The 23,192-nt window shown below is 63.2% G+C and carries 22 protein-coding genes and 1 pseudogene; 14 read left to right on the top strand and 9 right to left on the bottom strand.

The window, feature by feature from the left end:
* Positions 1-196 precede the first annotated feature (196 nt).
* From NKK50_RS09230 to NKK50_RS09220, 3 genes are read left to right on the top strand one after another with little or no spacing between them, the layout of a single operon-like run.
* Positions 197-1,813 (top strand): GMC family oxidoreductase, encoded by a 1,617-nt coding sequence (locus tag NKK50_RS09230; RefSeq protein WP_023724935.1) that lies wholly within the window; start codon positions 197-199, stop codon positions 1,811-1,813.
* Positions 1,810-3,024, top strand: a complete 1,215-nt coding sequence (locus tag NKK50_RS09225; RefSeq protein WP_352543278.1) for a mandelate racemase/muconate lactonizing enzyme family protein — start codon at positions 1,810-1,812, stop codon at positions 3,022-3,024. Before NKK50_RS09230 ends, NKK50_RS09225 begins: the two co-directional genes overlap by 4 nt.
* Positions 3,021-3,944 carry an NAD(P)-dependent oxidoreductase gene (locus tag NKK50_RS09220; protein ID WP_352543277.1) on the top strand — a complete coding sequence of 308 codons (924 nt, stop codon included), beginning with the start codon at positions 3,021-3,023 and terminating at the stop codon, positions 3,942-3,944. Before NKK50_RS09225 ends, NKK50_RS09220 begins: the two co-directional genes overlap by 4 nt.
* 92 nt (positions 3,945-4,036) lie before the next feature.
* Here the strand turns inward: NKK50_RS09220 and NKK50_RS09215 are convergent, their stop codons facing one another.
* Together NKK50_RS09215 and NKK50_RS09210 are read right to left on the bottom strand one after the other, a co-directional pair.
* Positions 4,037-4,975, bottom strand: coding sequence for a diacylglycerol/lipid kinase family protein (locus tag NKK50_RS09215; protein WP_352543276.1), 939 nt, complete (start codon positions 4,973-4,975; stop codon positions 4,037-4,039).
* A gap of 1,013 nt (positions 4,976-5,988) precedes the next feature.
* Positions 5,989-6,621: a hypothetical protein gene (locus NKK50_RS09210; RefSeq protein WP_352543275.1), complete on the bottom strand. Its 633-nt coding sequence runs from the start codon at positions 6,619-6,621 to the stop codon at positions 5,989-5,991.
* 286 nt (positions 6,622-6,907) lie between these two features.
* On the opposite strand from NKK50_RS09210, the gene NKK50_RS09205 reads away from it, so the two are divergent.
* Positions 6,908-7,423, top strand: coding sequence for a hypothetical protein (locus NKK50_RS09205; protein ID WP_352543274.1), 516 nt, complete (start codon positions 6,908-6,910; stop codon positions 7,421-7,423).
* A 101-nt stretch (positions 7,424-7,524) separates the two neighbouring features.
* Complete coding sequence (locus tag NKK50_RS09200) at positions 7,525-7,968, top strand: DUF2314 domain-containing protein (protein ID WP_352543273.1); 444 nt, start codon at positions 7,525-7,527, stop codon at positions 7,966-7,968.
* A 116-nt stretch (positions 7,969-8,084) separates the two neighbouring features.
* Here NKK50_RS09200 and NKK50_RS09195 read toward each other — a convergent pair whose 3' ends face one another.
* Positions 8,085-9,053 carry a hypothetical protein gene (locus NKK50_RS09195; RefSeq protein WP_352543272.1) on the bottom strand — a complete coding sequence of 323 codons (969 nt, stop codon included), beginning with the start codon at positions 9,051-9,053 and terminating at the stop codon, positions 8,085-8,087.
* A 46-nt stretch (positions 9,054-9,099) separates the two neighbouring features.
* Positions 9,100-10,146 (bottom strand): CapA family protein, encoded by a 1,047-nt coding sequence (locus tag NKK50_RS09190; RefSeq protein ID WP_023744309.1) that lies wholly within the window; start codon positions 10,144-10,146, stop codon positions 9,100-9,102.
* Positions 10,147-10,292: 146 nt separating this feature from the next.
* Here NKK50_RS09190 and NKK50_RS09185 point away from each other — a divergent pair, with 146 nt between their 5' ends.
* From NKK50_RS09185 to NKK50_RS09170, 4 genes are all read left to right on the top strand, one after another.
* Positions 10,293-11,558: a hypothetical protein gene (locus NKK50_RS09185; protein WP_023744308.1), complete on the top strand. Its 1,266-nt coding sequence runs from the start codon at positions 10,293-10,295 to the stop codon at positions 11,556-11,558.
* Positions 11,559-11,680: 122 nt separating this feature from the next.
* Positions 11,681-14,857, top strand: coding sequence for an excinuclease ABC subunit UvrB (uvrB, locus tag NKK50_RS09180; RefSeq protein ID WP_023744307.1), 3,177 nt, complete (start codon positions 11,681-11,683; stop codon positions 14,855-14,857).
* A gap of 339 nt (positions 14,858-15,196) precedes the next feature.
* The gene (locus NKK50_RS09175; RefSeq protein ID WP_023833509.1) at positions 15,197-16,723 is read left to right on the top strand and encodes an ABC-F family ATP-binding cassette domain-containing protein; all 1,527 of its coding nucleotides are present in this window, start codon (positions 15,197-15,199) and stop codon (positions 16,721-16,723) included.
* Positions 16,724-16,870: 147 nt separating this feature from the next.
* A complete protein-coding gene (locus tag NKK50_RS09170; protein ID WP_023672009.1) occupies positions 16,871-17,044 on the top strand; it encodes a hypothetical protein in 174 nt (57 codons plus the stop codon).
* 49 nt (positions 17,045-17,093) lie between these two features.
* Here NKK50_RS09170 and NKK50_RS09165 read toward each other — a convergent pair whose 3' ends face one another.
* Positions 17,094-17,708, bottom strand: coding sequence for a glutathione S-transferase family protein (locus tag NKK50_RS09165; RefSeq protein ID WP_023833510.1), 615 nt, complete (start codon positions 17,706-17,708; stop codon positions 17,094-17,096).
* A gap of 218 nt (positions 17,709-17,926) precedes the next feature.
* On the opposite strand from NKK50_RS09165, the pseudogene NKK50_RS09160 reads away from it, so the two are divergent.
* Positions 17,927-18,268, top strand: a pseudogene (locus NKK50_RS09160) (VOC family protein); the annotation flags it as partial.
* Here NKK50_RS09160 and NKK50_RS09155 read toward each other — a convergent pair.
* Positions 18,175-18,540, bottom strand: coding sequence for a hypothetical protein (locus tag NKK50_RS09155; RefSeq protein ID WP_352460608.1), 366 nt, complete (start codon positions 18,538-18,540; stop codon positions 18,175-18,177). The pseudogene NKK50_RS09160 and the gene NKK50_RS09155 sit on opposite strands and share 94 nt — an antisense overlap.
* On the opposite strand from NKK50_RS09155, the gene NKK50_RS09150 reads away from it, so the two are divergent.
* Complete coding sequence (locus NKK50_RS09150; RefSeq protein ID WP_023833511.1) at positions 18,427-18,780, top strand: DUF1428 domain-containing protein; 354 nt, start codon at positions 18,427-18,429, stop codon at positions 18,778-18,780. The two genes, NKK50_RS09155 and NKK50_RS09150, sit on opposite strands and share 114 nt — an antisense overlap.
* Before the next feature lie 7 nt (positions 18,781-18,787).
* On the opposite strand, the gene NKK50_RS09145 is transcribed toward NKK50_RS09150, so the two are convergent.
* Positions 18,788-20,422 (bottom strand): tetratricopeptide repeat-containing sulfotransferase family protein, encoded by a 1,635-nt coding sequence (locus tag NKK50_RS09145; protein WP_023724948.1) that lies wholly within the window; start codon positions 20,420-20,422, stop codon positions 18,788-18,790.
* Between the two features lie 203 nt (positions 20,423-20,625).
* Positions 20,626-20,808, bottom strand: coding sequence for a hypothetical protein (locus NKK50_RS09140; RefSeq protein WP_023805992.1), 183 nt, complete (start codon positions 20,806-20,808; stop codon positions 20,626-20,628).
* Positions 20,809-21,130: 322 nt separating this feature from the next.
* Here NKK50_RS09140 and NKK50_RS09135 point away from each other — a divergent pair, with 322 nt between their 5' ends.
* The 3 genes from NKK50_RS09135 to NKK50_RS09125 are packed head-to-tail and all read left to right on the top strand — an operon-like array spanning position 21,131 to position 21,838.
* Positions 21,131-21,400 (top strand): hypothetical protein, encoded by a 270-nt coding sequence (locus NKK50_RS09135; protein ID WP_023672014.1) that lies wholly within the window; start codon positions 21,131-21,133, stop codon positions 21,398-21,400.
* Positions 21,397-21,663, top strand: coding sequence for a hypothetical protein (locus NKK50_RS09130; protein WP_023683726.1), 267 nt, complete (start codon positions 21,397-21,399; stop codon positions 21,661-21,663). The genes NKK50_RS09135 and NKK50_RS09130 overlap by 4 nt, the downstream gene beginning before the upstream one ends.
* A 37-nt stretch (positions 21,664-21,700) precedes the next feature.
* Positions 21,701-21,838, top strand: a complete 138-nt coding sequence (locus NKK50_RS09125; RefSeq protein ID WP_023683725.1) for a hypothetical protein — start codon at positions 21,701-21,703, stop codon at positions 21,836-21,838.
* Positions 21,839-22,393: 555 nt separating this feature from the next.
* Here the strand turns inward: NKK50_RS09125 and NKK50_RS09120 are convergent.
* Complete coding sequence (locus tag NKK50_RS09120) at positions 22,394-22,810, bottom strand: Kazal-type serine protease inhibitor domain-containing protein (protein WP_023833512.1); 417 nt, start codon at positions 22,808-22,810, stop codon at positions 22,394-22,396.
* Between the last annotated feature and the right edge of the window lie 382 nt (positions 22,811-23,192).

The following is a 23,192-nucleotide window of genomic DNA, read 5'->3' as shown; positions in this document are numbered from 1 at the left end:
CGATCCCCTAGCGTCATGGACCCAAGAGGTCAACGCGACGGGCGAGGCTCCCGGCGCAATGTCGGTTCCATGGCAGCTTTTCCGGCCAGGCGTCTCACGGTCGCATTTTTCACAACGCATGCCGGAAGGCACCGCGACTTCGGAAGCCTGCCGCGGATAGGCTGCAGCCAGTTTTGCGGAGCCGCCAACACCAATCATGCAGACCTATGACTTCATCATCGTCGGCTCCGGCTCAGCCGGCTCGGTTCTCGCCGACAGGCTGTCGGCTTCCGGCCGTTACTCCGTGCTAGTGCTGGAAGCCGGCGGCAGCGACCGCCGCTTCTATGTCCAGATGCCGCTTGGCTACGGCAAGACTTTCTTCGACCCCGCGGTCAACTGGAACTACAAGCCCGAGCCGGACCCCGGCCTTGCCGGCAATGTCGACCATTGGCCGCGCGGCAAGCTGCTTGGCGGCTCAAGCTCGATCAACGCCATGGTCTGGATCCGAGGCGCGCGCGAGGATTTTGATGACTGGCGCGATGCCGGCAATCCCGGTTGGGGTTATGACGATCTGTTGCCGGGCTTCAAGGCGCTTGAGGACAATGAGGCCGGCGCCGATAGATGGCGCGGCACCGGCGGGCCGCTGCATATCACCGACACGACGAACGCCGTCCATCCGCTGACCAGGCGCTACCTCGCCGCCGGCCAGCAAGCCGGGCTGCCGCTCAACCCCGACTTCAACGGTGCCGCCCAGGAAGGCGTCGGCACCTACCAGATCTCCACCAAAAACGGCCGCCGCATGTCGGCCGTGCGCGCCTTCCTGCGCCCCGCGATGAAGCGCAAAAACGTCCGCGTCGAGACGAATGCGCTGGCGAGCAGGATCCTGTTCGAGGGCAAGCGAGCCGTCGGCATCGAATATCTGCAGAACGGCGAGACCAAGACGGCGCGGGCCGGCCGCGAAGTCATCCTGTCCGCCGGCTCGATCAACTCGCCGCAGCTCTTGCAACTTTCCGGCGTCGGCCCCTCGTCACTGCTCAAGGGGCTTGGCATCCCGGTCGTCCACGCCAACGAAAATGTCGGCGCGCATCTGCAGGACCATGTCGGCATCAACTATACCTTCAAGGGAAACGTGCCGACGCTCAATCAAATCCTGCGGCCCTGGTGGGGCAAGCTGCTGGTCGGCATGCAGTACATCCTCACCCGCTCCGGCCCGCTGTCGCTGTCGATGAACCATGGCGGCGGCTTCTTCCGAACCGACCCGGCGTTTTCGCGCCCCAACATGCAGCTTTATTTCCAGGCTTTCTCGACCGTCATTCCGAAGAGCGGCGAGCGGCCGATCCTGACGCCAGATCCGTGGCCGGGCTTTTCCATCGGCCTCTCCAACTGCCGCCCGTCCAGCCGCGGCGAGATCATGATCCGCTCCAGCAATCCGCTGGACTATCCCAGGATCGTCGCCAACGCCTATTCCACCAACGCCGATGTCGACGAGATGCTGGCGGCGGTGAAATTCGTGCGCAAGATCGCCTCGATGCCCGCCATGGCCGAGATCATCACTGAGGAGGTTTTGCCGGGCCCATCGATCCAATCGGATGCCGACCTGATCCAGGATTTCAGGAAGCGCTCAGGCACCGTCTATCACCCGGTCTCGACCTGCCGCATGGGGCCGGACGCCGGGGCCGCCGTCGTCGACCCGCGCCTGAAAGTGCACGGGCTCGAAGGTCTGCGTGTCATCGACGCCTCGATCTTTCCCGCCAACATCACCGGCAACACCAACGCCGCCTCGGTCATGACCGGATGGAAGGGCGCCGAACTGGTTCTGGAGGACCAAAAATGAACATCACCGACGTCAAGACCTGGGTAGTCGGCAACCCGCCGCCCGGCATCGGCGGCAAGTATTTCATCTTCGTCAAGCTGACCACCGATGGCGGCGTCGTCGGTTACGGCGAGGCCTACAACGCCACCTTCTCGGCTCACATAACAGCGAAGCTGGTCGAGGACATGGCCGAGCGTTACCTGATCGGCCACGATCCGCATGACATCGAGACCTTCTTCCGCCGCGCCTATTCCTCAGGATTTACCCAGCGCCCCGACGTTACCGGCATGGGCTGTTTCTCGGCGCTGGAAATGGCCTGCTGGGACATTGTCGGCAAGGAAGCCGACAAGCCGGTCTACAAACTGCTCGGCGGCCAGGTGCACGAGACGCTGCGCTCCTACACCTATCTCTATCCGCACACCGGCAGCGTCCATTCGGAGGATGCGCCGGACGGCAGGAACGTCTATAACGACCCTGAACTGGCGGCGGCCTGCGCGCTCGAATATGTCGAGCAGGGGTTCAACGCCGTCAAGCTCGACCCGGCAGGCCCCTACACCGCCTTCGACGGCCACCAGCCGCGCCTGATCGACATCGATGTCTCCACCCGCATGGTCAAGGCGATCCGCGAAGCGGTCGGCACCCGCGCCGATATTCTGTTCGGCACGCATGGCCAGTTCACCGCGTCGGGTGCGCTGCGCATGGCACGCGCCATCGAGCCCTACGATCCCTTGTGGTTCGAAGAGCCGGTGCCGCCCGACATGCCCGAAGTGATGGCTCAGGTGGCGCGAGGCACGTCGATCCCGATCGCCACCGGCGAGCGGCTAACGACCAAGTTCGAATTCGCCCGAATCATCGAGAACCGCGCCGCCACCATCCTGCAACCGGACCTTGGCCGTTCCGGCGGCATTCTCGAAACCAAGAAGATCGCCGCCATGGCCGAGGCCTACCACATCCAGATCGCGCCGCACTGCTATTGTGGGCCGATCGTTGGCGCCGCCAACATCCAGCTGGCGGTGACCTTGCCCAACTTCCTCATCCTGGAATCGTTGAAGCAGTGGGATGGTTTCCATGCCACGCTGTTGAAAAAGAAGATCGAGTGGCAGGACGGCAATGTCATCCCTTCGAGAGAGCCCGGCCTTGGTGTCGAGCTGAACGAGGCGGTCTGCGATGCCCATCCCTACACCGGCAAGGATTTGCATCTGCAGATGATGCAGACGCCGTTGATGCCGTGAGCACGCGCGAAAACTACGCCTTCGTCGGCCTTGGCCACCTTGGCGCCAACCTTGCCGCCAGCCTGCTCCGCAATGGCTTTGTCGTCATCGTCTTCGACCGCGACCCCGCCGCCGTCGAGCGCCTCGTGGCGCTCGGCGCCACGGCCGCGACCAGCCCGGCCGAAGCGGCGGCACAGGCCGGCAATGCCATTACTTGCCTGCCCTCGCCCAAGGTCAGCGAAGCGGTGCTGGCGAATGCCGGCGGCCTGCTCGAGGGTCTGCCCAGGGGCGGCTCCTGGATCGAGATGTCGACCAACGGCCGCGACGAGATCCTGCGCCTCGCCGCCCTCGCCGCGGCCAAAGGCATCGAGACGCTGGAGTGCCCGGTCACCGGCGGCGTGCATCTGGCCGCGGTCGGAAAGATCACCGCGCTTGTCGGCGGCGATGCTGCGCTTTACGAGCGCCATCGTCCCGCCATCGAAGCGATGTGCGCAAAGTCGTTCCTGATGGGTCCGGTCGGCTCGGCGGCGGTGATCAAGGTCATCACCAACATGCTGGCCTTCATCCATCTCGTCGCCGCCGGCGAGGCGCTGATGTTGGCCAAGCAAGGCGGCCTCGACCTCGCGCAATCCTACCACGCCATCGTCGCCTCCTCCGGCAACAGCTTCGTCCATGAGACCGAAAGCCAGCTCATCCTCAACGGCTCCTACGACATTGGCTTCACCATGGACCTGGCACTGAAGGACCTCGGCTTTGCGCTTGCGATGGGCAGGGAGTTCAGACTGCCACTCCAACTGGCGCCGCTTGTGAGTGAGATTTTCCTGATGGGCAAACAGGAATATGGCGGCGGCGCCTGGTCGACCCAGATCGTCAAACTGCTCGAGGATGCCGTCGACATGGATCTGCGCGCGCCCGGTTTCCCAGCCAAGCTGGAAAGCTAAGCCGGGTAAATATGTCCTGCGATTTCAGGCCCTTGGCCGGTTCGCCGGAATCGCCGCTCAAACCACCTGAATCAATCCCTCAACGCCTTGATTCAATATCTCAGTGTCAGCGCTCCGGGCAGGATCTCAAACGTCGCGGGTATACGCCCCGGCGACTCGCCATCTATGTCGACCAGCGCGCCGTTCTTCTCGACATCGCCGATAGGTTCGACCACCACTTTCCGGCCACGCAATATGGTGATGGCCGGATGGTTGCGGTGCCGGCCGCCATAGAGCAGCCGAATATCCCAGATCAGCTTCAGCTTGCCGGCCGCGCGCAGGATGACGATGTCGAACTGGCCGTCGGCGAGTTCGGCGTCCGGGGCGATCATCATGCCGCCGCCGAAGAACTTTCCGTTGGCGACCGCCACCAGCGCCATGCGCGCCTCGACCGGGGTGCCATCGTCGACGGTGATCCTGACGTCCTGGAAGCGGTAGCGGATGAACTCGACCACGGTGCGCCAGAAAAACAGCGCCTTGGCCGACATCCTGCCCTTGCGCTTGTCGGCATTGACCGCACGGTCCGTGGCGCCGGACAGGCCGAGGCTGGCGATATTGATGAAGTGCCGGCTGGCCAGCGCGCCATGGTCGTCGATGTAGCAGATGCGCCCGGCATCGACCTTGCGTGCCTTGGCTTCGGCGATCCGCTTCAACGCCGCATCCACCTCTTTCGGCAGGCCAAGTCCGCGCGCGAAATCGATGCCGGTGCCGCAAGGCAGCAAGGCAAGTTCGGTTGTCCGGCCGCTCTCATCGAATGCCTGCAGCAATCCGTCGGCCACCTCGCTGGCGGTGCCGTCGCCGCCGGCCGCGATCACCAGCTCGAAGCCGCTTGCCGCGAGGTCGAGCGCCAGCCTTTCGGCGTCGCCCTCGGCCTGCGTCTCGCGCAGCTCGAATTCGCCGAAATGCTTTTTCAGCGATGCGGCGACATCCGGCCAATGCCGTTTCAGCCGGCCGCCGCCGGCAATAGGATTGAGCACCACCCCGACTTTCAATGCGCACCCTCCCCGCACCGAGCCGATAGGCTCGATGCTTTGCCGGCATTGAAGCCCGCGCCAGCCGGCGGAGCAAGGGGCACAGCCGATCAGGCGCCAAAAAGCGGGCGGGCTGTCTAATGCAGCTGGAGTCGAAATTCCGAGCTTTGTGGCAAACGATCCCCGATAATCCCGTTATCCACAGGCTCACGCCCATTCCCCAAAACCCTTACCCCGCGTAAGTTTAACCATCTCAGGCGGCTACCGATCGCCACGCCGAAAGGCAAAGCGAAAAGGCGGATTTCCTGAGGCCCGTACGGCCCGAAGCGAGAGCAGGCTTGCTTGTTCGAGGGACGGATGCCGAGACCTACGGGGCCGCGGAAAGCGTGCGAACGCCAACGGCGGACCGATGCTGCCATGAAGGACGGCGAAAACCTTCGATGGCGCGCCGAACGAAGCTCGCAAGGGTGGAGAACGGCGTGGTCTGGAACGGGCACTGCCCTCGGGCGGTGACTGGCAGGACCGTCAAAATCAAGGCCGGCATGGCGCGACGACTTTGCGGAAGTTGCTGCCGCGACCGTGTCCTGATCTGACAGGGAGGCGCTGGGAGAAATCCCGGCGCCGACTGTCTTTTGGGCCAAGGTCCGGTCGGCGAAGCGACGCGTGAAGAAGCCGATACTTTGCTGGAACGCGATTTCGGCGCTGACGGCACCACTTCATCACCAGGCGCGGTCAGCAATTCACCGACATGATCCCGCGCCTGATCGACAGAGGCGTGTCCTTCGTCGAGATCGGTGGCAACGACGCGATCATGCTCACCGTGTTTCGGCGGCGGACTTCGCTCCGCCCAAAGGCTCCCGCACGCCGTTCAGCCAACCGGTTCCGATCGATCCGGCCACCCGTCGCACCGGCTGATCGTCGCCGTGCGCAAGACTGCACATCGTGCTGTCGGCGCTGTTCGAAGCAGGCGCCAGGCTGGAACACCTCTCCGACTGAAGACGCGCCCTGCACCGCGGCCTGCCCGGTGGGCCAAGCTACTTCTTCGGGCCGATGCCCGGGATCAAATTGAGGCCGGCGCTTATATATTCCGGCCGTATGGCGCCGCTGATAAGCGTGAAGGTGGCGAGCATGATGCTGGCCAGCGCACCGTCATGCCATGGCCTGAGGGCCAGCGCGTTGACGGCATAGGCCCAGAATGGGAAGGCGAGCATCGACATGACGATGTTGGCTCCCGGAGCCTCCGCATTGTCGGCTGAATCGCTGACCGATTTCAGATACACCGGCGTCATCGCCAGCGCGACGATCAACATGATCCATGAAATGGTCCAGACGCTGATACCGGCCATTTCAATCTTATAGATGGCTGCCTGCACCTTACCCGGAATGTCCCCCGGATTGCCTTTGGTCTCTTCCGCCACCGCATCGGTCAACGCCTTGGCAACCGGCTGCTCAGTGGCATTGACCAGGATGGAGTTGACGAAGATGAAAAATGCCACGACTTCGGCAGGCACGTACTTCGCAACCCGGTCGAGATAGCCGTCGCCGCCTTTCGATCCTTGATCTTCTTTCTTGTCATCGTCGACGCCGAGCGGAGCATCGCCTGGAACGCCCTCGAGCGTTGAATCCCTTTTCGGCACAGGCTCAGCGGACCGGACAATTCTTCCCATGACAACCCCCTCCTATATTGTTGTATCGCCCCGTGAGTATCGTAGTAGAAAACCGGGCCAAGAAACAGTTGTCGCGGCCATAGCCGACAAGATTTATTCAGGCTTCTTCCTGCAAATGCATCACGCCCCCGCCCTATCTGCTACCGGGTGTCTCGAAATCCACCTATAGTGAGCCGTACCCGAAAAACGCATCCCCCGGCTCATCGCGTGATCGCGGCCAAAATCCCGCCTTGTTCGCGCGCGATGGAAGGACTGGCTGCCGGGGGGCAATCCGAAGGACAAGACCGTGATCAAGACCGCCCTTGTCGCCATGACCATTGTCGGCTGCGACTGCGACGCCAAGCTTTGCGAATATATCGGCGAGACGCCGGCGAAGTGGGCGACCATCGCCGACTGCGAAGCGGCGATGAAAAGCCAGATGCTGCACCAGAAGAACTTCGACTATCCGCTGGTCTCTGGCATCTGCCGCAGCAAGGGGTCGGCGTCTTCTTCGCAACTGGCGGCGGCCGCATCCCGCCCGGAACTGAAGCCGGCCAGCCGGAATGTCCAAACCCTGTTGCCGCCGGAACTGAGCCATCGGCCGAGCGTTCCCGTCGGCTCCCTGACGACGGCCATGGAGGCAGCAGCGGTACGGCCCGTCGCCTACGAGCAAGTGGTCGATGGCGGAACAGGCGTGCTCTACCGCACCAGGAACGGCTACGCCGTGGTCAAGACAGATCTCGGCCGCGTCGCGTCGGCAACGGTCGGCATTGCCAAGCGGTCCGCGAACTGGCTGGCAGGGCTGGTGCCGAGCGGGTTGTGAGCGGCCTGCCGTTCGGACCATACCACGCTGTCGCACTGCCGTTGAAAACTCCAGATAGATGCATGATGGTGTCAGGCATCGACACGAAGGAGCGCCATTTCATGAAGCATGCAGTTCGAACCATGCTGTCCCTGATGCTGGCGTTGGCGCCGATTCCGGCCGATGCGCAGGACATGGCGGCGGCCATTGCGCAGGCGCGCGCCAGCCTCGATGAATTCCTGTCCTTGTCGGATGCGCCGCCAGCCGGGACAACCAGCTACAAATTGAAAGTCGAGGTCAGGGACGGAGACGCCTCGGAGCATTTCTGGATCATCCCCTTCCACAAGACCTCGACCGGATTTGCAGGAACATTGGCCAATGAGCCGCAAGCGGTGCACAATGTCGTGGCCGGCCAGGAACTCGAATTTAACCGGGACGATATTTCCGACTGGGGCTACACCAAAAACGGTCGCCAGGTCGGCAGCTTCACCGTCTGCGTGATGTTCAAGACGATGGCGCAAGAAGACGTCGAATATTATCGCCAGAACTACGGCTTCGCCTGCTGACGCGCGGCAGCCTGGCTAATGCATGCGCCCAAACAGGACCGCCGTTTTGGGGCAACGATATGCATGAAAACAAGACCTGAAGCGCGTCGCATGAATTCGTTTCGACGCGCGGCGCTTTAGGCCTCGCCATCCGTCGCGCCGATCTTGCGCACCAGCGCCGCCGTCGCCAAGATCGCGCCCATATCGGCGATCATCGGCGCGATGTGCTTGGTGTAATCGAGCGGCACGGAAATGGCGGGCAGTTCGAAGAAATTCTTCGGCTGCGGCAAGAGCAGGAAGCCATCGCTGCCATTAAGTGCCACCCGCGCCGGATCATCGCGCCATGTCTCGTGCAGCCATTTCAGCGCCTGCGCCAACCGGCCGCTCACCAGCGGCTGCGCGGCGGCGACATTGTCGGTGCGAAATTCGTAGTCGCCGTCGAGCAGCGGATCGCCGCTGGACAGTTCCTGCATCTTGCCGGCGAAGATGCCGCGGAAGAAACCGACCACCGCGTTGCTGCGGCGCGTCGCAACCAATATGCCGGGGAACGGCGCGATCGTCTCGAACGCAACGATGACGCCCTTGAAGACCGTAGACGAGCCCTTGCCCGAACCTTGGCGCAACTCCGCCTCGTAGAGCTCGAACGGAAAATCCTCGTAGCGGCCTGACACGATGTCGTCGAAGCTCTGCCGGTTGAAGGCGCCGACCACGGCGCGCGGCAGCCGGTCGAAGGAATTTGGCGTCACGCTGTGCTGATAGCGCACATCCCTGATGAAGCCGAAGATGATCGGCAGCAGCGTGTCACGGAACGATTGCTGCAGCCGCGTCGCCGGCCTGATCGCCAGGAAGTACAGCAGCAGCGCCGCGAAGAAACCGCCGGCATAGAGGAACACATGCGGCGTCGAGAACCATTGCTCGTTCACGTCGGCGACCTTGTTGAACAGCCAGGCCACCAGCACGACAAAAACCAGCAGCAGCCCCAGAAACACCGGCACCCGCCAGCGCACCTGGCGGCAGGCCGAAGCCCGTCCAGCCTCATAGATCTCGATATTCTTCCTGATGCCGGCGACCACCGCTTCATCAGGCATGAACTCAGCTGCTTCCATCGCCCCCTCGCAAAGTCCTATTATACCTATGATAACGGGAAAGTTGTCAGTCGCCAAAGATCGCCTTCAGCCTGGCCTCGACCTTGCCCTTCATCCGGCCAGTCAGCGCCTCGACCGGAACCAGCCGCTCATGCCCGCCTGCGCGCAGCCGCATGAAGGGATGCATCCGGTAGCCGGCGATCGCACCGCGCTTGCCGAGATCGGCGCTGACATCGACGACGAAAATGCCGGCGATGCGGCCGGGCCAGGGCTGCCGCGCCAGCGCCGTGCCGAGGAAGTCGCCAAGCCCGTAAGCCACGAGCGTCTTGCCGACCCATTGCACCGGCTGCACGACATGGGCGTGGTGCCCGGCAATCAGCCCCACGCCGTGACCGGCCAGCAACCTCGCCAGCGTTTGCGTTTGCGGCTGCGGAAAATGCCGGAACTCCCAGTCCCAGTGCGGCACCGCACAGGTGAGATCGATGTTCTTGTCGGCCGCGCCTCTCGGCCATGCCGCCGGATCGCTCTGCATCGAGACGAGCTCGGTGAATGGCCCGGCGTCGCCATTGCGCCACAGTGTGAAGGCGGCAAAGCCGATCGTCAGCGGCCCGGCCTTGACCTGCTCGACCGGTCCTTCTTTCGCGGTGCCGATGGTGCGGATGCCAAGCCGCTTCAGCGCCGCAGCCGTCTCGTCGAAACCGGCGACGCCCTGGTCGAGCACATGGTTGTTGGCCAGCGACAGCACGAGCCTTTCGCGCGCGATGCCTACGGCGGCAAGCGCCGCGGCAAGAAACCGCTCGCTCATCGCATGGTGAGTGCCAAGCCGCGTGCCAAACGCCACGCTCGGCCGCTCGACGACCGGACTTTCGCAATTGCCGATCACCAGATCGGCTGAGCCCAAGAGCTTTGCGATCGCCGGATCGCACTCCGGCGCACGATGGTTGGCCACCGCCGAAATATCGCCGACAAAGGCCAGCCGCACCTTCCGCCCTGGCGGTGGATCGATGAGTGTCGTCGCCGCGATCGGCGCAAAATCCCTGACATCGCCGCCAAGCGACGGCTTCAGGAAGCGCGGCAGCCATGACAGTTTGTAGGAAAGCGGATAGTTCGACACGCGACGCCCAATCGTTTGCCCAATCGGTTAGCTTGTGTAGACGGTCTGCCCGGGGAGTGTCGACCGTCAGTCCTTGAAACACTGCCGCCGGCAGACACGGCGCCAAATGCGTGTAATGTCTGCGCATCGCATAGTGGAGGGATGAGATGACACGTTTTGCAGGCCTGCTGGCGTCCGCCTTCCTCCTGTTGATGCCGCTATCTTCGGCCCGCGCCGCCGCGCCCGAAGCAGCGACCGCTTTGTTCGAGGCCAAAACGGTGACCGAGCGCAACCGTGCGCTCACAACGCTTGAGTCTGCAGCGAAAGGCGATCCGGCGTCAGCCTATGCCGCCGGCGCCGGCGAATTCTTCACCGCGCTGGAAATCCTCGCCGGCGGTCTGCACCGCCACGGGTTCGAAAGCCCGCAATCCTTCATGCTGCCGCTGATGCGGCTGCCGATTCCGGACAATCCCAATCCCGAACCGCTGACCTATGAGCAGTTCCGCGCCATTCTGGTCGCCTTCCGCGACCGGCTGGAGACATCCGCGGCCACTCTGGGCTCGGTACCCGCCGATGCCGATATCGGCATGGTCGTCGACCTCACCCATGCCGGCATCGATCTCAACGAAGACGGTGCCATCGCGCCGGATGAAAGCATGGCCGCGATCATGGCCTCGCTGTCGCGCGGCGGTATCTCGTCGGACGGCGCCGCTCCCTCGCTCACATTCCGCTTCGACCGGGCCGACGGTTTCTGGCTGCAGGGCTATGCCGAATTCCTGATGGCGCAGGCCGATTTCTGGCTGGCGCATGATTTCAGGACCATGTTCGACGGCTCGTTCCACATGCTGTTCCCGCACGCCAAACTGCCGCTGCAGGACGTTCTGGTGCCTCCCGCCGGGGACATGGGCAGCAGCATCTTCTCATCGGAATGGCGCATCGCGGATTTCATCTCCATGGTTCACCTCGTCAACTGGCCGGTGGTCGAGCCCGAGCGACGTCAAGCGGCGCGCCGCCATCTGCTCGAAATGATCCGGCTGTCGCGCCAGGACTGGAAGGCGATCCGCGCCGAGACCGACAATGACCGCGAATGGCTGCCGGGACCGCAGCAGAAGGGCGAGAACCCGCTCACCGGGCTCGAAGTCGGCGAGGAGCAGGTCGAGGCCTGGCTCGCCACTCTGACCATGGCCGAAGACCTTTTGGAAGGCCGCAAGCTGCTGCCGCATTTCCGCATCACGGCCAGCACCGGCCAGGGCATCAACATGAAGCGTTTCTTCGAGGAACCGAAGCCTTTCGACCTCGTGCTGTCGATTACCGGCCCGGCCATCGCGCCCTACCTCGAGAGCGGTGAGATCGTGACCAGCGGCGAGTTCGACCAGATCCAGCGTCAGTTCGGTGGCGGTGGGTTTTTGACCTTCGCGCTGTGGTTCAATTGAGCAGGTGGCCCGGCTTTGCGTGACACAGCTCCTGACACCCTTGTGTCAGGAGCTTCGACCCGCTTAGTGTCCCTTGCCACTGCACTCTTTCCATTTTGGCGGACTCTGCCCATATTTGGGGCATGGCCAAACTTCCCGAGAAAAAGACACCGTCTCCGGCGGGTGACAACAGCGCTTCGCTGCCCAAGCGGCGCAGCCCGTTGACCGATTTCCTCGATGCTTCGGAGCCCTTGCACAAGGGTGGCTTCGCCGAGGCGCCGCAGGCTGACTTCACCGGCACGCCGCTGAGCGGCTCGATTGCCGACTGGGCCGAGCAGATCGAGCAGGAGGCCGAGAAGGAAGGCCGTCTCACCGGTAAGGGCGATGGCAAATCACCAAGGTCCGCGAAGAAGATCCCGGAGCGGTCCGCTGCGCCCGGCCGCAGTTCGCGCGGGACCTCGATGGGTGGCGCGGCAACGGCGCGCGAGCGCACCGCCGCCGGCCTCAACCCGGTCGCCGGTCTCGACATCTCGCTGGAAGACGCCGAGACGATGGCCTCGGGCAGCGTCACCGCGACGGTCGCGGCGCTGTCGGCGCTGATCGAATCCGGCAACCCGCTGCACAAGGACGGCGTGCTGTGGACGCCGCACCGCCCTGCCCGCCCGGAAAAATCCGAAGGCGGCATCGCTATCAAGATGGTGTCGGATTTCGAGCCGGCCGGCGACCAGCCGACCGCCATCAAGGATCTTGTCGAGGGCGTCGATAACAATGACCGCACCCAGGTACTGCTCGGCGTCACCGGCTCCGGCAAAACCTTCACCATGGCCAAGGTGATCGAGCAGACGCAGCGCCCTGCCTTGATCCTGGCGCCCAACAAAACGCTGGCCGCGCAGCTCTATTCCGAGTTCAAGAAATTCTTCCCAGACAATGCGGTGGAGTATTTCGTCTCCTATTACGACTACTACCAACCGGAAGCCTACGTTCCGCGCACCGACACTTTCATCGAGAAGGAATCCTCGATCAACGAGCAGATCGACCGCATGCGCCATTCGGCGACGCGTTCGCTGCTCGAGCGCGACGACGTCATCATCGTCGCCTCGGTGTCCTGCATCTACGGTATCGGCTCGGTCGAGACCTACACGGCGATGACCTTCCAGATGCAGATCGGCGACCGGCTCGACCAGCGGGCTCTGCTCGCGGATCTCGTCGCCCAGCAGTACAAGCGCCAGGACATCAATTTCGTGCGCGGCTCGTTCCGCGTGCGCGGCGACACGATCGAAATCTTCCCGGCTCACCTTGAAGACCGCGCCTGGCGCATCTCGATGTTCGGCGACGAGATCGAGGCGATCACCGAATTCGATCCGCTCACAGGCCAGAAGACCGGCGAGCTGAAGAGCGTCAAGATCTACGCCAACTCGCACTATGTGACGCCGCGTCCAACGCTCAACCAGGCGATCAAGTCGATCAAGGAGGAGCTCAAGCACCGGCTGGTCGAGCTCGAGCGCGCCGGCCGCCTGCTGGAGGCACAGCGGCTCGAACAGCGCTGCCGCTTCGATCTTGAGATGCTGGAAGCCACCGGCTCCTGCGCCGGCATCGAGAACTATTCGCGCTATCTCACGGGACGCCAGCCGGGCGATCCGCCGCCGACTTTGTTCGAATATATCCCCGACAATGCGCTGGTCTTCATCGACGAAAGCCACGTCACCGTGCCGCAGATCGGCGGCATGTATCGTGGCGACTTTCGGCGCAAGGCGACGCTGGCGGAGTATGGTTTTCGCCTGCCCTCCTGCATGGACAACCGTCCGCTGCGCTTCGAGGAATGGGACGCCATGCGACCGCTCTCCGTCGCGGTTTCTGCGACACCCGGCGCCTGGGAGATGGAACAGGCCGGCGGCGTGTTCGCCGAGCAGGTCATCCGCCCGACCGGCCTGATCGATCCGCCGGTCGAAGTCCGCCCGGCGAAAAGCCAGGTCGACGATGTCGTCGGCGAAATCCGCGACACCACGGCCGCCGGCTACCGCACGCTGGTCACCGTTTTGACCAAGCGCATGGCCGAAGACCTGACCGAATATTTGCATGAGCAAGGCGTGCGCGTTCGCTACATGCACTCCGACATCGACACGCTGGAGCGCATCGAAATTCTGCGCGATCTCCGCCTCGGCGCTTTCGACGTGCTGGTCGGCATCAACCTGCTGCGCGAAGGCCTCGACATTCCTGAATGCGGTTTCGTCGCCATCCTCGACGCCGACAAGGAGGGCTTCCTGCGCTCCGAGACGTCGCTGATCCAGACCATCGGTCGCGCCGCCCGCAACGTCGACGGCAAGGTCATCCTCTATGCCGACCAGGTCACCGGCTCGATGGAGCGGGCGATGGCCGAGACCAACCGCCGCCGCGAAAAGCAGATGGAATGGAACGCGGCCAACGGCATCACCCCGGAATCGGTGAAGTCGCGCATCTCCGACATTCTGGACTCGGTCTACGAGAAGGACCATGTCCGCGCCGATATCTCGCAGTTCACCGACGGCGCCGGTGCGATGATGGGCAACAATCTCAAGGCTCATCTCGACGCCATGGAAAAGCAGATGCGCGACGCCGCCGCCAATCTCGACTTCGAGAAGGCCGCCCGCATCCGTGACGAGATCAAGCGGCTGCGCGAAATGGAACTGTCGATCGCGGAAGACCCGCTGGCCAAATATGCCGACATGGAAAGCCCGGTTTCGGGCCGCGAGAAGGGCAAGCACAACAAGGGCGTGGCCAAGCACCGTACGGCTGAGGAACAGGAGCGGTTCCGCAAGTTCGATGAGGCACGTGCCGCCGAAGAGGCGGCCAGGGCTGCCCGGTCCAACCTCTTCCGCAAGCCGGCGCTCGACGAAATGGGCGCCGACGGCGCCGTGCCGGTGAAGAAACCGCTGTTTGCCAAGCCGTCGATCGACGATATGGGGCCTGGTACCGACATGCCGACACCGTCAGGCGCGGTGTCGCGCTCGCTGTTCAAGAAACAGTCGGCGCAGGAAGCGCACGGCTCCGACTTCGGCATTCCGGGCGGCGCCACCAAGCCACTGTTCAAGAAGAATTCGCTCGACGAGATGACCGTGCGGCGCACGGAAAAGCCGGTCGAAGGGAAAGTGCCGGCCAAGCCCCAGCCAATCTCCCCCCGAGTGGGGGAGATGCCCGGCAGGGCAGAGGGGGGCGCGAAGGAACGCGACGATTCCCCAAAACCATTCGTTCGCCAGCGCGCCGGCATCGGCTCCTACGAAGACCCAGGCGACGCCCGCCGCGAAAAGCGCCGGCCGGGCAAGACGGGGCGGCCGGGGAAATAGCACCTCTTTCCTTCTCCCCTTGTGGGAGAAGGGAAGAGCGCTCCACCACCGCCGCATCCGTCGCCACTTGCCTCCACCCCCGCCTTTGGTGTAATCGCTCCACACACTCAAAGTTTTGTCTTGAAAGGAGGGCTGCGTGTCTATCGATCACCATCGTCAGCGTGGCCCGATTTCGGCCCTGCGAGTTCGCTTGCAGGGCTGACCAGGGACATCACGGGTTTTTTCCCGTTTCGATTTTTTGGTCTGCCCTTCGTGGTGCGCAAAGCTGAGCCTGACGGCCGGCAAGCACACCGTCAAAGTGCATCCGGAGTTGTCTCCGGCAAGACCAGAGAAATCGCAATGGCCCTGATCAGCCTCAAATCCCTCGGCGTCACCATGAGTGCGCCGCTGTTTTCCAATCTCGACCTCACCATCGGCGCCGGCGACCGGCTCGGCATCGTCGCCGCCAATGGCCGCGGCAAGTCGACCTTGCTTAAATGCCTGACCGGCGCGCTGGAGCCGACCTCGGGCGACATTTCTCGCACGCGCGGCCTGCGTGTCGGCCATGTCGAGCAGTCGGTTCCGCCAGCCCTTCTCAGCCGCAGCTTCCATCAGGTGGTGGCCGATGCCTTGCCGGCCGAGCAGGCCGACAGCGAGATGTGGCGCGTCGACGTGGTGCTGGATTCGCTCGACGTGCCCGAGCCGATGCGCGAACGGCCGATGCAGGCGCTGAGCGGCGGATGGCAGCGGCTGGCGCTGATCGCCCGCGTCTGGGTCACCGATCCGGATGTGCTTTTGCTCGACGAGCCGACCAATCATCTCGACCTCGCTAAGATCAGCCAGCTGGAAAGCTGGCTGAACGCCCTGCCGCGCGAAGTGCCGGTGGTCATCGCCAGTCACGACCGCGCCTTTCTCGATGCCGTCACCAACCGCACGCTGTTCTTGCGCCCGGAGGACTCGCCGGTGTTTGCACTGCACTATTCCAGGGCGCGGCAGGCCCTGGACGAATTGGACGCCTCGACGGCGCGCCGGTTCGAGCGAGACATGAAGGTGGCGCAGCAACTGCGCAAGCAGGCCGCCAAGCTCAACAACATCGGCATCAATTCCGGCAGCGACCTTTTGACGGTGAAGACCAAGCAACTCAGGGAACGGGCGGAGAAGCTGGAAGACGCCGCGGTATCGGCGCATCGCGAGAAATCGGCCGGCGCGATCCGGCTGGCCAACCGCGGCACCCATGCCAAGGTGCTGATTACGCTGGATGACGCCGCAGTGGAAACGCCGGACGGCACGCTGCTGTTCAAGACCGGCAAGCGCCACATCTGCCAGGGCGACCGCATCGTGCTGCTCGGCCGCAACGGCGTCGGCAAGTCGCGTTTCGTCGATCTGATCCGCAACGCCATCGCCGAGCCGGACACGGTGCCGAACGTCAAGGTGACGCCGTCGACGGTGCTTGGCTACAGCGACCAGGCGCTGGCCGGCATCAGTGGCGACGACACGCCGCTGGCCCTGGTCTCGCACCGCTACGATGTCGGCGAGCAACGCGCCCGCTCGCTGCTTGCCGGCGCCGGCGTGGTCATTGAGATGCAGGAGAAAAAGATCGGTGTGCTGTCCGGCGGCCAGAAGGCGCGGCTGATGATGCTGGCGCTCAGGCTCACCCACCCCAACTTCTACCTGCTGGACGAGCCGACCAACCATCTCGACATTGACGGCCAGGAAGCGCTGGAGGAGGAACTGCTCAAGCACCAGGCGAGCTGTGTGCTCGCCTCGCATGACCGCTCCTTCATCCGCGCCGTCGGCAACCGCTTCTGGCTGGTCGACAAGCGGAAGCTGACCGAAGTCGAAGACCCCGAGGATTTCTTCCGCTCGGTGGCTGAAACGGTGGGCTGAGGAACTACCACCATGGGCCGCACTGTGTTGCGGCCCATGGTTTCACATCTCCCAGAATATTTTCAGCGCTCTGTCGGATCGCCTGAACCTGCTGCGTCCTTGGGATGCCGACACGATGATGCCGGCTTCATCTGAGGAGAACGCATCATGTCCATCCTGTCATCCATAGGCCGCGTCGCCGCCCGTTACGCACAGAACCGCGCCCGCTATCGCAGCGAGCGCGAGCTTCTGGCCCTGCCGATCGAACTGCGCAAGGATATCGGCTGGCCGGAAATCCTCATCGACGCGCAAAACGGCCCGCGGATCTGCAGGGCGCCCTGACCATGCGGTCGGGAAAGATCGATGCAGGCCGCCACGGGGCGACCGTTGCTCAGTCATGCGTATCGCCAGACAGCGGCGTCGCCTGCATCGATCGACGCTTTTCGAACGCCTCGAACCAGCGCGTCAGCCGCGCCCGCGCGCGAAAGGACGGCAGCTGGCGGAACGCCATCCAGGACAGCGTGGTGGCAAGCGCTATATGGCCGACATGGAGCGATGTCTCGGCGTTCAGCGCGCTTTCGATCCAGTCATAGCTGGCCTCGATTTTTTCCCGGTAGCCTTCGGCAAGCGCTGCATAGCGCAACTGTTCGGGCCGCCTTTCCGTGTCCCAGCGCAGGCCTATGCCCGTCTGCGCCAGGCCTTGGGCGACCGCCTGCAGCCGCAACGCCTGCCAGCGCGCTTCGCCGTCCTGCGGCAGCAATTTGCGGCCATCATGCAGCGTATCGAGATAGGCGCAGATGACATCGGAATCGAAGAGCGGCGACGCATCCGGCCGCAGCAGCACCGGCACCTTGCCGAGCGGGTTTTCGGCGTAGACACGGGCATTGCGCAAGGTCGGGCTGGTCTCGTGATGAATGACCTCGAGCCGGTCGGCAAGCCCGACCTCATGGGCGAAGACGAGCGCCTTGCGCGCAAAGGGCGAATGGGTCTGGTAATAGAGGATCATTGTCGTCTCAGCGGGTTGGAGAAGCAGTCCCCTTTTCTAGCCTGCTCATACCGAGGATTGCGCTCTGATTGGGCGCCGCCGACGCAAGTTCATTTCACCCCAAAAATCGCATCGGCCCAGAAAATCGCATCAGACATGTAGGATCGCCGCCGCCTCGTTCGTCCTAGGCTTCGCAAGGCCAACCAAGCGCCCAGACCAAACCCAAAGAGGAACAAGACATGACCGACCAGACCCCCATTCAGCCGGCCGCGAAAGTTCTCGGTGGATTGACCCCCTATCTGCAACTGGACGGCGCCTTCAAGGCCGCCGAGTTCTACAAGAAGGCCTTCGGCGCCGAGCAGGTGTTCTTCTATCCGCCCGATGACCAGGGCCGCACCATGCACATCCATCTCCACATCAACGGCTCGACGCTGATGATTTCCGATTTCTACCCCGAAAACGGCATGCCTGCCGTCAAGCCGCAGGGCTATACCATGCAGCTCCATCTCGGCGCCGACGAGATCGATGACTGGTGGAAGCGCGCGGTCGATGCCGGCTGCGAAGTCGCAGTGCCGCTGCAGCTGATGTTCTGGGGCGACCAGTGGGGCAACATGCGCGATCCCTTCGGGGTCGAATGGGCGATGAACGCGCCGGCGAAGAAAGACTGACCACTGCTGACAAAGCTCCTCACCGGCTGACGCCGGTAAGGAGCTTTGTGAGATACTCCAAGGAGAACCTGATGTCCTATGTCGATGGTTTCGTGCTCGCCGTGCCGAAGGCAAATATCGATGACTACAAGAAGCTGGCCAACCTCGCAGGCCCGATATGGAAGGAACACGGAGCGCTCGCCTATGTCGAATGTATCGCCGACGACGTGCCCTATGGTGAGTTGACCTCGTTTCCGCGTGCCGTTCAGGCAAAAGACGACGAGATCGTCGTCTTTGCTTGGGCCGTCTATTCGTCCAGGCAAAGCCGCGACGTGGTAATGGCCAAGGTGATGGCCGATCCCCGTTTGACACCCGATTTGGGGCCCATGCCCTTCGATATGAAGCGCATGATCTTCGGCGGCTTCCAGCCCTTCATCGAGCTTTAGCCGCTGCTCAGTCCAGCTTGTCCAGCAGCGGCTTCAACCTGTCGCCATAGCGCTTCCAGAGATCGACCGAGCCCTGATACATCGGCTGGCGCACCTGCGCGGCCGAGGCCGTGCGCACCGGGCGGTCGGTCTCGTGGAACGACAGCGCCTTGTCGTCCCAGGACAGGCCGAGATGCCCGATCAGCGCCCGCGTCTGTCCCTCCTGGTCGGCCACGAAATCCTCGTAACGCACGTCATGGACGACGCCCGGCAGAACATCGTGCCAATGCGCCATGATGTCGGTGTAGATGTTGTGGAAATCGGCGAGCTCGCCCAGATCATAGCCGTAGCGGTGGTTGTCGCCGCGGAAATGCACCTTGTAGATCGAAAGGCAGGTCGCCGCCGCATCGCGCGCGCAATGGATGATCTTGGCTTTCGGCAGCATCATATGGATGAAGCCGATGAGTAGGAAGTTGCCGGGCATCTTGTCGGTGACATGCCTGAAGTTGGGATAGCGCTCATGCAGCATGTCGAGATAGGCTTGGCCCGCCTCCGCAAACTCCGCGTCGGATACATCGACCAGTCCCCAGGGGAAACCTCCCGGCATGGTCAGCGGAAATTGCTTGCCGACCGCGGTTTTCAACATGCTGAGCTCGCCCGCGCCATAGACTTGTGGATGGCTGGCGATGATCTGTTCGACCAGCGTGGTGCCGGAGCGCGGCATGCCGACGACGAAAATCGGCGTGTCGTCGGAGATTGCACTTGGCTTGTGCTTTTCGAAAAAGCCGGCGTTGAACACCGTCTTCATCGCCTCGAATTCGGCCCGCGTCCTGACCGGATCATAATCGATGCCCTTGCGGCGGATCGCATTGCCTTCAGCGAAATAGTCGAAGGCCCTGTTGTAGTCCTTCAAATCGTCATTGGCCTTGCCGAGACCGAAGGACAGCTGCATGCGTGCCAGGCTGTCGGCCGGCGCCTTGGCATGCTGGGCCTCCATGCCGGCGAGTTCGGCGTCGCGCTCCTTCTGGCGCTTGACCTGCGTCAGCATCAGCCAGGCCTTTGCCATGCCTGGCGTGATCGCCAACGCCTGCCGAAACAGGTCTGCCGCTTCATCGAGCTTGCCTTTTTCCATCAGCCCGACGCCGAGCCCATGCAACAGGTCGGCATCCTTGGGCCGGATCGTCAGCGCCTCGCGAAAGGTCGCCAGCGCCTCATCCAGACGACCGGCTTCCTGCAACGTTTCGGCAAGCCCGATGCGGGCGCGGACATGGAAGGGATTGCGCCCGATTGTGCCGCGATAGATGTCCTCCGCAGCCTCGAACTGGCCGAGCTGTTTCAACGCCGAACCCAGATTGTCGCGTGCCGCGAGCTGGTCGGGCTTGAGATCGACCGCGCCGCGGAAGAAATCGGCGGACGCGGCAACGCGGCCGAGATCGCGCATCACCGTGCCGAGATTGTTGAGGAAATCGGGATTCTTCGGCTGCAGACGCACAGACTGCTCGATCAGCTCCAGCCCTTCGGGGCTGCGCCCGGTCTGGTGCAGCAACAGGCCCAGGAAATGCGCCGCTGCCGGGTGATTGGCCTTGCGCGCCAGCACCTGCCGGTACAGCGTCTCGGCCTCCTGCCGGCGCCCGGCCTGATGCAGCTGCAGCGCCTGCTGCACATATTGGTCGAGGCCCAGCGGCGCCTGTCCGCCAGCTCCAGCACCCGCCGCTCTTCTCTGATCTCTGTTGATGGGAAACCTGCCGTGTTTTGTCCGCTTGCCGCGATCTAGGCCATCGGCGCTGCAGGTTCAAGGGAAGAGTGGGCTCGCCAAGGGCGCGGACCTCTTCGAAACTCTAGAGGAATTACAGCAAAATGTAGCGTTCAAATCAGCCGGTGGCTCTCGGCGAGCCGGCGCTCCCGCCGTTGCGTGCCGTCGGTGTCGGCAATCTTGCGCCGTGCCGCTTCGTCGCTTCTTATCGTCAGGCGCACTGATATTGCCTTGGGGAAGAGGACGATTGGCTCGATTGTTGCGGTCGGACGATCCGGCGTTTTCATGAATCTCATATATTTTTGCCTTTCGTAAAAAATAATCTTAGGGGCACCGGAATAACTATTCCGATGCTCTCTAAATAAGAAATTGGCTGATATTGTTCCACGATAGCAGATTTATTAGGGTTTATACGAGAAATTTTTTATACCGGTCGAGCCGTGGCGGAAATCAGCTTGAATAACCAACAATTTCGGATTATTGATCTGAGATCGTTTTTTGGGCCAAGCTTGGCATATAGCGGCGTCGGAGATACTCGACCCGCCAAACTCATTCCAATCGCCGATGGTTGAGTTCCCTGTTGATGCCGGAAAGCATCGACGAACCAGAGCCAAGCCAATGCCGGATCGCACCACCCGTTCCATCGCCCATTTCGCGGCACCCTTCGTGCTTGGCGGGCTGGAAGGGCAACTGCCGGCCGGCGACTATGACATCGATCACGACGAAGAGCTGATCGAGGGCATGTCGCGGCTTGCCTGGCGTCGCGTCGCCACCTTCATCCATTTGCCGGCAAGGGCGGTGAAGAACCCGGCCACCAGCCAGCTTGTCGCCATCGACTACCTCGAACTCGAAACAGCGCTGAGGCGCGACCAGGAGAACGCAGCATGATCCGCTTCCAGCAGAATGCGCGTCCGCGCACCGACACGCCCTCGCACCTCTTCGCCGTCGGCCAGACCGTGCGCATGAAGAGCCGCAGCGGGCTCGCCCAGAAGACCGCCGAGCTGTTTCAGATCAAGAGCAGATTGCCGGTCAAGGATGGCTCGCCGCAATATCGCATCCGCAGCGAGCAGGAGACCTATGAGCGGGTCACCACGGAAGACAACCTCGAAGTGGCGGACGCCCCGGCTGTCCCCGACAGCCCGGCCGTCTGACACCGCACCCACCCAGCACGTACGAAGGAGCAGACGGATGGCCAAGGGTCAGCAGCGCAGCAATCGCGAAACTCGCAAGCCCAAGAAAGACAAGGTGGTGGCCAAGGCCGCCTCCCCGTTCGGTTCCTCGGTCAAGCAGGCAGAGAGCAGCCTGAAGCCGAAGTCGAAGGGCTGACCAGGCAGGGCGCGCCTGGCGCACCTGCCGGCAATGGACTGACGATCTCGGACTGACGATCTCGCGCAAAACTCTGCAACGGAGGCTTGCTTGACGTTCTTCGTCGAGCCGCTCGCGCGACGTCGACGAAGCCACGCTCGACAAGGTATCGCTGGACGCGCCGAACCTGCGCGCCGCCCTGCAGGGCGCCACCGCGCTGTTCCACAGCCTCGCCATGCCGCAGATCCCCGACCGTCTGCGCATTTGCGACGAGGACGGCGCAGAGCTTTATGCCGGCCCGGCCGACGGGGCGTATTCGGCGTAGGCAACCACTCCGATCCGCGACCTTGCCTTCTCCCTTGGGGGTGAGAAGCGGTCCGCGCAGCAGACGAAAAGCCAATTGTTGGCTTTTCGAGTTTCGAACGCCCTGAGCCTGCGAAGGACCAAGGGTGGTCCGGTCCACCCGCCCGGTCCCCGCTGCTTCGCAGGGTCCCGGCATTCGCCGCCTTTTTTATCGTGCCAGTGGGACGGTGAATTCGCCTCCGGCGGACTCACCCGACAGGGGAGAAGGAAAAATCAGCAGGGGCCGTCCTCGACGACGCGGTAGTCGGCGGCACGGGCCTCGCAGGCGTTGGGAAAGGTGCGCAGCTCGCCATGGCGGCGGGCGCAGACCGGGGCGTATTCGCGCGTGCAGAATGTCGGCTCTTCGCCGCCACCACCGCCACCACCGCCGCCGTCGCGGCAAGGGCCGTCGCGAACGATGCGGTAGCCTTCCCGTTCGGCAAGGCAGGCATTGGCGAAGGTCTGGCGGTCACCGCCGCGCCGCGCGCAGACCGGCTCGTATTGCCTGGTGCAGAATTCCGGTTCCGGCCGTGGCGGGCGCGGACGTGGTCCCGGCCCGTCATCGACGACGACGGTGCAGGCCGCAAGAAGACCCGACAGGAAGAGAATAGTAAAACCCTGGCGCGAGAAGGTCGTCGCAAGAAATCTCATGAATATGCCTCCCTCGAGACCCCCGTCCCCGGCGCAAAACGCGCCTGTCGATCCTCGCCATTCCCTTGCCAAATGCAACCCCCGTTTGCGGCGCGGGAGCCATGCGATGCCCGGCCCGCGCATTGGTTTGGCCCTGGACCAGACCGCTGGACCATGCGTGGCCGGGCTCTGGCTGATGAACTCTTAAGAACCCAGGTTTATCGAAGCGCCTTCGTTGGGATGCGTCGATGGACGCGGCCCGCGGCGCTATCTTGCAACGATCACGTTTCCGTGCGATAAATTTTGTGTTCGGGCATTTGCGACCCGGAGAGCGGAACGTTTTGGACGACCTTTCCCCGATACTGTGAATCTCTGACGGCCCCATTTTCGGCGGGGGGTTTTA

Origin of the sequence: Mesorhizobium sp. M0001 (genome assembly GCF_040324255.1) — a bacterium.
In the GTDB taxonomy this organism is placed as follows: domain Bacteria; phylum Pseudomonadota; class Alphaproteobacteria; order Rhizobiales; family Rhizobiaceae; genus Mesorhizobium.
Note: the sequence above shows the minus strand (reverse complement) of the source record. Positions and strands in the feature narration are given on the sequence as shown.